This is a genomic window from Streptomyces sp. NPDC059900, from assembly GCF_050270335.1.
In the GTDB taxonomy this organism is placed as follows: domain Bacteria; phylum Actinomycetota; class Actinomycetes; order Streptomycetales; family Streptomycetaceae; genus Streptomyces.
Genome location: NZ_JBNNJZ010000001.1, coordinates 13,901 through 25,896, shown reverse-complemented (window position 1 = coordinate 25,896; position 11,996 = coordinate 13,901). Strand labels below are relative to the sequence as shown.

The 11,996-nt window shown below is 69.3% G+C and carries 15 protein-coding genes; 9 read left to right on the top strand and 6 right to left on the bottom strand.

Going from position 1 to position 11,996, the window contains the following annotated elements; translation table 11 throughout:
- Positions 1 to 90 precede the first annotated feature (90 nt).
- Together ACQKIP_RS00140 and ACQKIP_RS00135 are read right to left on the bottom strand one after the other, a co-directional pair.
- Positions 91 to 312 carry a DUF5326 family protein gene (locus tag ACQKIP_RS00140; protein WP_190082947.1) on the bottom strand — a complete coding sequence of 74 codons (222 nt, stop codon included), beginning with the start codon at positions 310 to 312 and terminating at the stop codon, positions 91 to 93.
- Between the two features lie 175 nt (positions 313 to 487).
- Positions 488 to 805 (bottom strand): cupin domain-containing protein, encoded by a 318-nt coding sequence (locus tag ACQKIP_RS00135; protein ID WP_365861242.1) that lies wholly within the window; start codon positions 803 to 805, stop codon positions 488 to 490.
- Between the two features lie 71 nt (positions 806 to 876).
- Between ACQKIP_RS00135 and ACQKIP_RS00130 the strand changes: the two genes are divergently transcribed.
- The 5 genes from ACQKIP_RS00130 (at position 877) to ACQKIP_RS00110 (ending at position 4,717) form a co-directional block, all read left to right on the top strand.
- On the top strand, positions 877 to 1,257 hold the full coding sequence (locus tag ACQKIP_RS00130; RefSeq protein WP_365861241.1) for a phage holin family protein: 381 nt from the start codon (positions 877 to 879) through the stop codon (positions 1,255 to 1,257).
- Positions 1,258 to 1,266: 9 nt separating this feature from the next.
- Positions 1,267 to 1,764 (top strand): low molecular weight protein-tyrosine-phosphatase, encoded by a 498-nt coding sequence (locus ACQKIP_RS00125; RefSeq protein ID WP_365861239.1) that lies wholly within the window; start codon positions 1,267 to 1,269, stop codon positions 1,762 to 1,764.
- Positions 1,761 to 3,026: a cystathionine gamma-lyase gene (locus ACQKIP_RS00120; RefSeq protein ID WP_365861237.1), complete on the top strand. Its 1,266-nt coding sequence runs from the start codon at positions 1,761 to 1,763 to the stop codon at positions 3,024 to 3,026. Before ACQKIP_RS00125 ends, ACQKIP_RS00120 begins: the two co-directional genes overlap by 4 nt.
- A 243-nt stretch (positions 3,027 to 3,269) precedes the next feature.
- Positions 3,270 to 4,175 (top strand): LysR family transcriptional regulator, encoded by a 906-nt coding sequence (locus ACQKIP_RS00115; protein ID WP_365861235.1) that lies wholly within the window; start codon positions 3,270 to 3,272, stop codon positions 4,173 to 4,175.
- Positions 4,176 to 4,234: 59 nt separating this feature from the next.
- Positions 4,235 to 4,717: an NUDIX hydrolase gene (locus ACQKIP_RS00110; RefSeq protein WP_365861233.1), complete on the top strand. Its 483-nt coding sequence runs from the start codon at positions 4,235 to 4,237 to the stop codon at positions 4,715 to 4,717.
- A gap of 45 nt (positions 4,718 to 4,762) precedes the next feature.
- On the opposite strand, the gene ACQKIP_RS00105 is transcribed toward ACQKIP_RS00110, so the two are convergent.
- Both ACQKIP_RS00105 and ACQKIP_RS00100 read right to left on the bottom strand, forming a co-directional pair.
- A complete protein-coding gene (locus tag ACQKIP_RS00105) occupies positions 4,763 to 6,358 on the bottom strand; it encodes a globin domain-containing protein (RefSeq protein WP_365861231.1) in 1,596 nt (531 codons plus the stop codon).
- Positions 6,359 to 6,743: 385 nt separating this feature from the next.
- The gene (locus ACQKIP_RS00100) at positions 6,744 to 7,385 is read right to left on the bottom strand and encodes an HAD family hydrolase (protein ID WP_365861229.1); all 642 of its coding nucleotides are present in this window, start codon (positions 7,383 to 7,385) and stop codon (positions 6,744 to 6,746) included.
- Between the two features lie 76 nt (positions 7,386 to 7,461).
- Here ACQKIP_RS00100 and ACQKIP_RS00095 point away from each other — a divergent pair, with 76 nt between their 5' ends.
- Positions 7,462 to 8,013, top strand: coding sequence for a DUF2269 domain-containing protein (locus tag ACQKIP_RS00095; RefSeq protein WP_365861227.1), 552 nt, complete (start codon positions 7,462 to 7,464; stop codon positions 8,011 to 8,013).
- A gap of 5 nt (positions 8,014 to 8,018) precedes the next feature.
- Positions 8,019 to 8,888, top strand: a complete 870-nt coding sequence (locus tag ACQKIP_RS00090; RefSeq protein WP_365861225.1) for a GNAT family N-acetyltransferase — start codon at positions 8,019 to 8,021, stop codon at positions 8,886 to 8,888.
- A gap of 85 nt (positions 8,889 to 8,973) precedes the next feature.
- Here ACQKIP_RS00090 and ACQKIP_RS00085 read toward each other — a convergent pair whose 3' ends face one another.
- Together ACQKIP_RS00085 and ACQKIP_RS00080 are read right to left on the bottom strand one after the other, a co-directional pair.
- Positions 8,974 to 9,399, bottom strand: coding sequence for a GlcG/HbpS family heme-binding protein (locus ACQKIP_RS00085; RefSeq protein WP_365861223.1), 426 nt, complete (start codon positions 9,397 to 9,399; stop codon positions 8,974 to 8,976).
- A 77-nt stretch (positions 9,400 to 9,476) separates the two neighbouring features.
- A complete protein-coding gene (locus tag ACQKIP_RS00080) occupies positions 9,477 to 10,685 on the bottom strand; it encodes an MFS transporter (RefSeq protein ID WP_365861221.1) in 1,209 nt (402 codons plus the stop codon).
- Positions 10,686 to 10,826: 141 nt separating this feature from the next.
- Here ACQKIP_RS00080 and ACQKIP_RS00075 point away from each other — a divergent pair, with 141 nt between their 5' ends.
- Both ACQKIP_RS00075 and ACQKIP_RS00070 read left to right on the top strand, forming a co-directional pair.
- On the top strand, positions 10,827 to 11,285 hold the full coding sequence (locus tag ACQKIP_RS00075) for a MarR family winged helix-turn-helix transcriptional regulator (protein ID WP_365861220.1): 459 nt from the start codon (positions 10,827 to 10,829) through the stop codon (positions 11,283 to 11,285).
- A 135-nt stretch (positions 11,286 to 11,420) separates the two neighbouring features.
- Entirely contained in the window at positions 11,421 to 11,873 is a 453-nt protein-coding gene (locus tag ACQKIP_RS00070; protein WP_365861218.1) for a GNAT family N-acetyltransferase, read from the top strand.
- Positions 11,874 to 11,996: the final 123 nt, after the last annotated feature.

The window sequence follows — 11,996 nt, the reverse complement described above, 5'->3', positions numbered from 1 at the left end:
CGCGCCGGTTTCCGGACTCTAACCGTTGGTCCCCGGCCTAAGGCGCCGCACCTGGAAACTTCCCCCACCCGAGCGAACTGTTGCGGACAATCACCAATCGCTGCGGGAAGAGGTGGAGCCGGATATGAACTTCCGTACGACGTAGATGAGTCCACCCACCAGGGCGACGAAAAGCAGTGCCTTGAACAACAGGCCGACGACGAATCCCACGACGGTCGCTATCAGACCGCCGAACACGACCAGGGCGATGACCGGCACCGCGATCCACTTCACCCACCACGGCAATCCCGAGAAGATTTCCTGCGCTGCCATCGTCCTTACCTCTCTCCGGCACCTGTCTTACTTCTTGCATTCGATGCTAGGGCGGCAGAGAGCCCGACGGGGGCCTCGCATCCCTTGTCCTCCCCTGATCCTCCCCCTAGGGAACCCCGAGGTCGGAGCCCCGACAGGTCAGCCCTCAGGAGGGGAGCAGCCCTTCGAAACGGGGTCAGCCCTCAGGCGGCGAGAAGACGACGAGCACCCGCAGGTCCTCGCTGATGTGGTGGAACTTGTGGGCCACCCCGGCCGGCACGTAGACGACACTGCCCCGCGCGACCTGGGTGGTCTCCATGCCGACCGTGATCGACGCCCGGCCGCTGACGATCATGTACACCTCGTCCTGCTGGTGGGGCTGCTGCGGATCGGTGGCCCCGGCATCGAGCGCGTACAGCCCGACCGACATGTTCCGCTCGCGCAGAAACTGCAGGTACGCGCCGTCGTTCGCGGCACGCTCCGTCTCCAGTTCATCCAGCCGGAATGCCTTCATCGTCCTCGTACGCCCCTTGCCCCACCTAGCGGGCCGACCGCTCTGGCCGTCCGTCTGCAACGATCAGACACATGAAGAATTTCGTAGTCAAGACGATCGCCAACGCGGCGGCCCTGGCCGTGGCCGTGTGGCTCCTCGACAAGATCACTCTGACCGGCGACAGCACCGGCGGGAAGACGCTCACGCTGATCGTCGTCGCGCTGCTCTTCGGTCTGGTGAATTTCCTGGTCAAGCCGATCGTGAAGGTCCTCACCTTCCCGCTGTTCATTCTGACCCTCGGCCTGATCACGCTCGTGGTCAACGCCCTGATGCTGCTGCTCACCTCGTGGCTTGCCGACAAGTTCGACCTGAGCTTCCACGTGGACGGGTTCTGGACGGCCATCCTCGGCGGCCTGATCATCTCGATCGTGTCCTGGGCGCTGAACGTCGTCCTGCCCGACGACAAGGACTGAGCCCGTCCCATGGCCTTCTCCGTGAGCTTCGTCTGCACCGGCAACATCTGCCGGTCCCCCATGGCCGAGTCCGTCTTCCGCGCGCGGGTCGACGAGGCCGGACTCGGCGGACTCGTCCGGGTGGAGAGTGCGGGCACCGACGGCTGGCACGAGGGGGACGGCGCCGACCCGCGCACCGTCTCCGTCCTGGCGGCGGCCGACTACGACAGCGATCACGTGGCCCGCCAATTCCAGGCCTCGTGGTTCGAACGGCTCGATCTGGTGATCGCCCTGGACTCCGGCCACCTGCGGGCCCTGCGACGCCTCGCACCCACCGAGGCCGACGCGGACAAGGTGCGGCTGCTCCGCTCGTACGACCCCGTGGCCGTGGGCCTGGGGGACCTGGACGTTCCCGATCCGTATTACGGGGACGACGACGGCTTCGAGGCGTGCCTGAGAATGGTGGAGGCGGCGAGCGACGGTCTGCTCGACGCCGTACGCGAAGCAAGTGAAAGGCGGGCGGCATGACGGACTCCGCAGCGATAGCCGCAGGTACCGGAGCAGGGACGGGCGCGGACACGGGCTCGGGAACGGACGCCGGGCTTGGCGACGGCACGAAAGCGGTGCGGGCCGGCCTTCCCGAGCCGGTGAAGCACGAGCCGACCCTGCCGGGCCCCGTGTTCGCCGCGCACTTCCACCTGCCGGGCGATCCCACGGGCCCGTACACCTACGGACGGGACGACAACCCGACCTGGACGCTTCTCGAACAGGCGATCGGCGAGCTTGAAGCTCCGGGCGGGACGCCGGGCAATACGCCGGGCGCGGCCTCGGCCGGAGCGTCGGGCGAGGGGAGTGACGGGGCCGCCGCGGCGGACGTCGAGACCCTGGTCTTCGCCTCCGGGATGGCCGCCATCTCGGCGGTGCTCTTCTCGCAGCTGCGCGCCGGCGACGCCGTGGTCCTGCCCGACGACGGCTATCAGGCGCTGCCCCTGGTCAGGGAGCAGCTCACCGCGTACGGCATCGAGGTGCGCACCGCCCCGACCGGCGACGACGCCCAGCTCGACGTCCTGGACGGCGCCAAGCTGCTGTGGATCGAGACGCCGTCGAACCCGGGCCTCGACGTGTGCGACGTGCGGCGCCTCGCCGACGCGGCACACGCACGCGGCGCCCTGGTGGCGGTCGACAACACCCTGGCCACGCCGCTCGGCCAGCGCCCCCTCGAACTCGGCGCGGACTTCTCCGTGGCCAGCGGCACCAAGATGCTCACCGGTCACGGCGACATCCTCCTGGGGTACGTGGCCTGCCGCGATGCGGAGTTGACCGCTTCCGTGCGGCGCTGGCGCAAGATCGTCGGTGCCATTCCGGGGCCGATGGAGGCCTGGCTGGCGCACCGCTCGCTCGCCACGCTCCAGCTCCGCGCCGAGCGGCAGAACGCCAACGCCCTGGCCGTGGCCGAGGCGCTGCGCGGCCGCGGTGAGGTGACCGGGCTCCGCTATCCCGGTCTTCCGGACGACCCCTCGTACAAGATCGCCTCGCAGCAGATGCGGCGCTTCGGGTGCGTGGTCTCCTTCACGCTGCCCTCGCGCGAGCGTGCCGACCGGTTCCTCGACGCGCTGCGTCTGGTGGACGACGCGACGAGCTTCGGCGGCGTGCGTTCCACCGCCGAACGGCGTGGCCGCTGGGGCGGGGACGCCGTCGCGGAGGGCTTCATCCGCCTCTCCGCCGGATCCGAGGACGGCGCTGACCTGGTCGCGGACGTGCTGCGCGCGCTGGACGAGTCGGCGGGCTGACGCACCTGTCCGCTCCCGGCCGGTACGAGGCCGCGTACAGCACGGCTGGTACCGGGCTACGCACAACGAACGGTCCGAGCCTCCCCCCTCGTGGCTCGGACCGTTCCGGTTCTGCGCGCGAAGAACCGCGCGAACAAGGCTAGTTGACTCTGTGTCAGTGTCCAATCACAGTAGCGACAGAGACCTATCGACATATTTATAGTTGGGCGCGGCCCCCTGCGGGCCGGGAGGGGAGAAACCGTCGTGGATCTGGCCCTGCTGCGCACGTTTGTGACCGTGCACCGGGCCGGTTCCTTCACCCGCGCGGCCGCCCTGCTCGGCCTGTCCCAGCCCGCCGTCACCTCGCAGATACGCACCCTTGAGCGGCAGTTGGGCCGCCCCCTGTTCCTGCGCCAGGCGCGCGGCGTGACGCCAACGACCATCGGGGACGAGCTCGCCCACAAGGCTGCGCCACATCTCGACGCGCTGGTGGAGATCGCCGAAACGGGGCTCGAAGAGGACTCCTCGGTGCGCACCCTCCACCTCGCGGGGCCTCCGGAGTTCACCGCGGCCCGCGCGGCACCCGCTCTCACCGCCCTGACCGGTCAGGACGGACAGGGTCTCGCGCTGCGTGCTTCGTTCGGCAATGCGGAGGAGGTCCTCGAAGGCCTCTCCGCCGGCCACAACGATCTGGCCATCACCACGGCCCGGCCGCGCGGCGCGCTGCTCACCGCGACGCCTCTGTGCGACGAGGAGCACGTCCTGGTCGCGGGCCCGCACTGGGCCGCCCGCATCGGCCCCGGCAAGCTGCGCCGCAAGGGCGCCTCCGCGCTGGAGAACCTGCCGGTGGTGGAGGTGCACGAGTCGCTGCCGCTGGTCGCCCGTTACTGGGCCGCCGTCTTCGACACCCGTCCGGCCGCATCGGGCGCCGTCATTGTGCCGGACCTGCGGGCGGTGCTCGCCTGCGTCGCCAACGGGGCGGGGCTCGCCGTGCTGCCGCGCTATCTCTGTGCGGACGCTCTCAAGAATGGCGAGGTCATCGCCCTGCTGGATCCGGCGGTGCCTCCACTGCGCACGTACTTCCTTGCCGTGCGCACCGGCACACTCGCGATGCCGCATATCGCGCGGGCGCACGAGTGGCTGCTGCGCGCTGCCGTCGACTGGGCTTGAGCGAGACTCCGACTGGTTCACGATGTTTCACGTGGAACAGTCCGGGCCACATTTCTCCCATGACCGTTCGACCCGTGGTCAAGCGCACCGCACGCGCCATCCTGCTCGATGGAAACGACCTGATCCTGATCAAGCGGACCAAGCCCGGCGTCGATCCCTATTGGCTCACCCCTGGTGGCGGCGTGGAGCCGGAGGACGCGACCGTTGTCGACGCGCTCCATCGTGAACTGCACGAGGAACTCGGCGCCAAGATCTCCGACGTAGTCCCTTGCTTCGTGGACACCGTCGAGCACATCGGCGAGGACAGCAGCACGACCGGCGTCAAGGTGCAGCACTTCTTCGTCTGCCGCCTGGAGTCCATGGACGTCTCGCAGCGGCACGGCCCCGAGATCGAGGAGCCCTGCGGCGAGTACGAGATCGTCTACGTGCCCTTCACCAGAGTGGGGATCGCCTCGGTCCATCTGGTGCCGCTGTCTCTGCGGCACTATCTGGACGGCAACATCGAGGGCGTACGCGCGATGCACGCCCCTGACCTGGGCTGATCTGTTCCCTGGCCGGCTAGGGCCGTTCGGATCCCCGGCTGCGTCTCACTCTGCCGTCGCCATCAGTTCCTCCACGGAGTCGTGGCGGATCCGGCCGACCGGGATACCCACGTCCCGCAGGGCGTCCACGCCACTGCGGATCATGCCGGGCGGGCCCGAGAGATAGGCGTCGTACTCGTTCCAGGGGCCGTACTCGCGCACGGCCTCCGGGAACTGGGCGTGATCGTCGACGACCGGGCGGACCGACAGCCACGGGTGGGTCTGCTGGAGCCGCAGCATCGTGTCGATGTCGTACAGGTCATGGTCGGAGCGGGCGCCGTAGAACACCTCGACCGGCCGCCGTTCGCCGTGCTCGGCCACATCCTCCACGAGTGCCTTGATGGGGGCGATGCCCGTCCCGCCGCCCAGGCAGAGCAGGCCGCTGTCGGTCGTGTGGTCGACGGTCATCGAGCCGGCGGGCGCCCCGAGCCGCAGGACGTCGCCCGGCCGTGCGTGGTGCACCAGGGCATTGGAGACCCAGCCCGCCGGGACCGCCTTCACGTGGAAGGAGAGCAGCCCGTCGGAGCGCGGCGCCGACGCGAACGAGTAGTGCCGCCAGATCCGCGGCCACCAAGGCGTCTCCAGGCTCGTGTACTGGCCCGCCAGAAAGGGGTACGGCTGGTCGGGCCGGACCGTGACGACAGCGATGTCAGGCGTTCTGAGGTCGTGCGAGACAACTTCGGCGAGCCACCAGGCAGGGGCGCGCAGTTCATCCGCGGCCGCCGCGTCGATCATGATCTGGGAGATCTTCGTGTACGTCCGCACCCAGGCGGCCTCGGTCTCCTCGTCCCAGACGGCGCTCGCGTAGCGGCTGAGCGAGCCGATCAGACACTCGCCGACGGCCGGGTAGTGCTCGGACTGGGTGCCGTACTTGCGGTGGCCGCGGCCGAGGTTCTGCAGGTACTCGGTGAGGACGTCGGAGTTGTCGATGAGTTCGGCGGCGGTCAGCAGCGCCTTGAGCAGCCGATCGCGCTGGGTGTCCATCGCGGCGGGGAACAGGGGGCGGAGGTCGGGGTGCCGGGTGAAGAGCAGCGCGTAGAAGTACGAGGTCACCTTGTCGGCGACGGGGCCTATTTCGGCCATCGTGCGCTGGACGCGGATCGCGTCGGGGGAACCCTTGGGGGAGGGCTGCGGTGCGGGCCGCGACTGCTGCGCATGGGGGCCGGCTTGCAGTGCGTCCAGTGCGGAGGCCGGTTCTGGTGCCCGCCGGGCCGCCGGTATTCGCTCCTCGGCCATGCGCTCGGCTTCCGGCGCGCGCCGGTACTCGTGAGCGGAACCGTCGTCGGGGCCAGGCGTGGATCCGTACTCGTGGGCGGGAGCCGGTCCGCTCTCTTGAGTCTCGTGAGCGGGAGCCGGTCCACTCTCGTGAGTCTCGTGAGCGGGTGCGGGGCCGTTCTCGTCGGTGGCAGGGCCGGTCCTGCCCAGGGGGCGTATGGCGGACACCCGGCGTCCCTCGGACGTCTCGGGCTCACCGCCCTCGGGTCGTGTCGGCTCGCCGCCCTCTGACGGCTTCGGCGCCTTGCGTGGGGTGAACCAGCCGCCTCCACCGCCGCTGTCACCGGAAGTGCCGTTGCCCGCCGACGTGGTGGTCGGAGCGTCCATGCTGTGCCTCGCCTCGAACATCTCTCAGTCGGTCCATGCACTTCCCTGTAGGAAGCCGCTTACTTTCCCCGCTCCGCCTCGGTAGCCAATGTGGCCACATTGAACCTCGAATTACCGGACCCTACGGACAAGTAGGTGGCAAATGTGACATTGCCCGCAGTACCCCTCATCGCAGCGTCTCATCCCTCGCCGTCACGCCGGTCGCATAACGGAAAGTTCAGGTCTTCGATCTCTTCGCCCCGTTAGGCTGCGTTGTCCTCCGCCCGTGCCCCCCAGGGGTGCTGTGAGAGCACCCGGCTCGAACCGGACTCGACCATACCGGCAGCCGTCCGACGCACAAGTCCTGCCGCGCTTCAGCGGGAATTCAGCGACCGAGACCCGCCAATTACCCCAACTCTCCGGCGGCTCGCACCAATTCATACGCCTTACGCAGATCGCGACCGACGTAAGAGTGGGTGGCGAGCCCGGCCAACCGCTGATCCGCATTGACGGCGACCGAAACCGGCACGGCTCCGAACAGATCCAGGTCCGAGAGCGAGTCGCCATAAGCGACGCAATCGGACCGCCCGACCCCGAACTCTTCACAGAGACGTTTCGCGATCTTCACCTTGGCAGCAGCGTTGAGAATGCCCGTCGGGTTCACCGGCTCCGTGAACGGAACGGCGGGGAACCGTGACCCGTGCGCGGCATGCGCACCCCAGCCGAGCAGCCGCTCCACGAAGAACGACGGCGACAGCGAGATCACCGCGCAGTAGTCCCCGCACTGCCGGATCTCGGCCCAGGTCTCCCGGATCCCCGTCAGCCACGGCGCCCCCTCGAAGGCGGCGGTGACGTGGGTGTCCGTGAGGTCCGCCCACAGCGCGTGCACGCGGACCGCATACTGCGGCGAGTCGATCCGCCCCGCCACGAAGTCGCGTTCCAGCTCCGCGATCTCCGCTTCCAGGCCGAGCTGTCGCGAGATCTCCACGGGGGCCGCTGTGCCGTGCAGCAGCGTTCCGTCCAGGTCGAACAGGTGAAGGCGTGCCATGTACGCCGAGGCTAGTACCCGCGGTTACTCCCGCTGTCAGACGCCCTCGGCCGCCGCTCCCGGCACCGTGTTTCACGTGAAACTAAGCCGCCCCGCTCGCCGGGCCACCCTCGTCGTCCATGTCACCGCCGCCGCAGGCTGGCTCGGGCTCACGCTCGGGCTGCTCGCACTCGCCGTGGCGGCCATCACCACCGGGTCCGCCGCGACCACAGAGGCCGCCGCCCGCTCCATGAAACTGTTCGCGGACTGGCTGGTGCTCCCGCTCGCCCTGCTCACGCTGCTGAGCGGCCTGCTGCTGTCCCTCGGAACTCCCTGGGGCCTCGCCAGGCATCGCTGGGTGTACGTGAAGTTCTGGCTGACCCTGGCCACCACCGCCGCGTCGGCCTTCGCGCTGCGACCGGGCCTCAACGACACGGTGGCCGCTGTGTCCGCGGGCTCCCCCGTGGCGGACCCGACCGGCCTGATCGCCGGTCCCGTCGTCTCCCTGAGCGCCTATCTCTTCATGACGGTCATCTCGTTGCTCAAGCCCTGGGGCCTCACCCGCCGCGGCCGGAAGCAACGTGACCAAAAGATGCGTGCCTCTACTCACAAACCGGTGGACGCCAAGGTCATGCGTCAGACAGCCTGAGCAGAGTGTCGACACCTACCCTCTCCACACTGCCCATCCGCCGGCTGACCCTCCGTGATCTCACCGCCTGCGCCGACCTGTCGCAGGACCGTGGCTGGCCACGCGAGGACCATAAATGGGGGCTGCTGCTCTCGGCCGGCGCGGGTTACGGCATCGACGACCCCGACGGCAACGGCCTCATCGCCGCCTGCGTGGTGACCGATTACGGACCACAGGAGCGGCCCGGCCTCGGAGCCATCGGCATGGTCCTTGTCGCAGAGCGGCACGCCCGCAAGGGCCTGGGACGTCGCCTGATGCAGTACGTCATCGAAGGCGCGGGCTCCACCCCGCTCACCCTCCATGCCACGCCGAACGGCCGCCCCCTGTACGAGCAGCTCGGATTCAAGACCACCGGCCGCGCCGAAATGGTCCGCGGCAGGTTCACCCCCGGTGGCCCGCTGCCGGATGTCGCCACCCGTCCGGCGACCGCGGAGGACCTGTCGGCGATCGTGCGGCTCGACACCGAGGTCTTCGGCCTCGACCGCACGCATGTACTCACCCGGCTTCGCGCCTTCGTCGACCAGCTGAGGGTCGCGGAGACGGACGGCACGATCACCGGCTACGCAGGGGCTTGGCCGAACATGGAGACCCATGTCATCGGCCCCCTGATCGCCCGGGACACCGAGACGGCGAAGGCCCTGATCGCCTCGCTCGCCGCGGGTTCGGACCGACCGCTGCGCACCGATATCGACGTACGCCATGAAGAGTTGCTCGCCTGGGTGAAGGAACGCGGCCTGGAGCCGATCGCCTTCAACGCCGTGATGACGTACGGCATCCCGGAGCTGCCCGGCGACTGGACCCGTCGTTTCGCCCCGCTGACAGTCGCCGCGGGCTGACCGCACACAAAGGCCCGCCCTCCAGCACCGGATGGTTCCGGGTGCTTGAGGGCGGGCCTTCGTCATGTCCTCGCGCGGTGGCGTCTTACGCGAGTGCCTCCACTGCCGCGGTGGCGAAGCCGTGGTCCTGCTCGGGCGCACCGCCGCCGACGCCGATGGCGCCGATCAGACGGCCGTCGCGGTGGACCGGGACGCCGCCCGCGATGAAGAGCAGCGGACGGTCGAGGGCGGTGGGCAGGGTGTGGAACGGCCCGTCGGGCTTGACCAGGTCGACGAGGTCAGCGGTCGGGGCGTTGAGCTGAAGCGCCGTGTACGCCTTGCGGGTGCTGGTCTCGCCGGAGATCAGCACGGCCCGGTCGTCGCGCCGGAAGGCCAGCAGGTGGCCGCCCGCGTCGAGAACGGTGACGCTGACCGTGACGTCGGCCGCCTCGGCCGCACGGCGGGCCGCGGCGACGAGCGCCTCGGCGTCCTGGATGGTCAGCGGGGCAACAGCGGGGGTGGTGGTGCTCATGGGGGTGCTCCTTGTGCGGTGGTGCGTGCGGTGGTGCCTTGGCCGGCCGTGCTGGTGGCCGGTGGTTCGGGAGGGGGTCAGTGGTGGACGGGCTGCGCCTGCTCGACCGGGGCTGCGCCCGTGACGACCAGGCTGGGAGCGGCCGTGCGGCGCTCCAGGGCGGCCGAGACGACGGCCAGGACCAGCGCGGAGCCGGCGAGGACCGCGCCGACCCAGTTCGGGGCGGTGTAGCCGAGACCGGCGGAGATCACGAGGCCGCCGAGCCAGGCCGAGAGCGCGTTGCCGAGGTTGAAGGCACCGATGTTCATGGCCGAGGCGAGCGTGGGCGCGCCGGACGCCTGGTCGAGCACCCGCTTCTGGAGGGGCGGCACGGTGGCGAAGCCCAGGGCGCCGATCAGAGCGATGGTCACCGCTGCCGCGATCTTGTTGTGCGCGGTCAGGGTGAAGAGAGCGAGCACGACGGCCAGCGCGCTCAGCGAGATGTAGAGCAGCGGCATCAGCGCGCGGTCCGCGAACTTTCCGCCGACCAGGTTGCCCGCGACCATGCCGATGCCGAAGAGCACGAGCAGCCAGGTCACGGAGGAGTCCGCGTAGCCTGCGACGTCCGTCATCATCGGCGCGAGGTAGGTGACGGCCGCGAAGACACCGCCGAAGCCGAGGATCGTCATCGCCATGGCGAGCAGCACCTGCACGTTGCGGAACGCGGCCAGCTCATGGCGCAGCCGTACGCCTTCCGGCTTGGGCAGGTCCGGCACGAGCTTCGCGATACCGGCCAGGCCGATGACGCCGAGCCCCGCGACGATCGCGAAGGTCGTGCGCCAGCCGAGGCTCTGCCCGACGAGCGTGCCGAGCGGCACACCGACCACGTTGGCCACGGTCAGGCCCGTGAACATCATGGCGATGGCTCCGGCCTTCTTCTCCGGGGCGACCAGTTCGGCCGCGACGACCGAGCCGATGCCGAAGAAGGCGCCGTGGGCGAGCGAGGCGACGACACGGCCCGCCAGCATCACGCCGAAGGCCGGGGCCACGGCGGAGAGCAGGTTGCCCGCGATGAACAGACCCATGAGCAGCATCAGCATCCGCTTGCGGGAGATGCGCGTGCCGAGAACCGTCATCAGGGGAGCGCCGAGTACGACGCCCAGTGCGTAGCCGGTCACCAGGAGACCGGCCGTGGGGATGGAGACGCCGAAGTCACCCGCGACCTCAGGGAGGAGTCCCATGATCACGAACTCTGTGGTCCCGATTCCGAAGGCCCCGATCGCGAGGGCCAGTAGCGCGAGAGGCATGGTTCTACCTTCCAAGACGATTGCAGGTGCGCTTAGCTTGCGTCCACAATAGTTGCACGCGCTGGTTACTTGCAACCGCCGGATATTGCATCGGTGGACTATCCTGGTCCTCAGCAGCTCCGGGACGGAGGAACAAGAGCCATGACAGCGACGGACCCCGCACTGACCGCCCTTGCGCAGGGCTGGTGCGCGCTCTCCCTGCTCCACGGGAAGATCGAGACCCACATCGAGCGCGCCCTCCAGGCCAAGCACGGCCTGAGCGTGCGCGAGTACTCCCTGCTCGATGTGCTCAGCCGCCAGCACGACGGGGAAGGCGGTCATCTGCAGATGAAACAGGTCGCCGACGCCGTCGTTCTCAGCCAGAGCGCCACCACGCGCCTGGTCACCCGGCTCGAGGACCGCGGGCTGCTCTCCCGGTACCTGTGCCCCACCGATCGCCGCGGCATCTACACGGACGTCAGCGAGTCGGGCGCCGCGCTCCTCGCCGAGGCGCGCCCCACGAACGACGCCGCGCTGCGCGAGGCGCTGGACGAAGCAGCGCTGAATCCGGAGCTCACGCCGCTGGTCAGGGCAGTGGAAGCGGTGCGCGTACCGGCGTAGGACCCCTGTGGGTGCGGTTTCCGCCTGTGGGCGCGGCTCCCGTTCCGTGGCGAGGCTCCCGTTCCGTGGGCGCGGCTCTCGTCCGCGGATGCAGTTTCCTGCCCGGAATGAGGACGGCTGCATAGGCTGCTCCTCATGGGAGATCTTGAAATACGCCCGGCGATCGCCGACGACATCCCCGCCATCGTGGGAATGCTGGCCGACGACCCCCTGGGCAGCACCCGCGAGTCGCCGGACGACCTCACCCCGTACCTCACCGCGTACGAGCGTCTTGCCGGAGACCCGAACCAGCACCTGGTCGTCGCCGTGCGCGAGGGACGCGTCGTCGGCACGCTCCAGCTCACGATCGTTCCCGGCCTGTCCCGGAAAGGGGCGACGCGGTCGATCATCGAAGGCGTACGCGTCCACGCCGACGAACGCGGCAGCGGTCTTGGCACCCGCTTCATCGAGTGGGCCGTCGACGAGTCCCGGCGCCAGAACTGCCAGTTGGTGCAGCTGACCTCCGACGCGTCCCGCACCGATGCCCACCGCTTCTACGAGCGGCTCGGGTTCACGGCATCCCATGTGGGCTTCAAGTTGCAGCTCTGAGGCTGCCGTTTACGTGTCGTACGCACTGGTGGGGGGGGGGGTGTTTATGTAAAAAACCCCGCCCCCCACCGGGGGGGCCGCGCTCAGCGGCCGGAAGAGGGTGTGAACGAGGGAGCCCCCCCC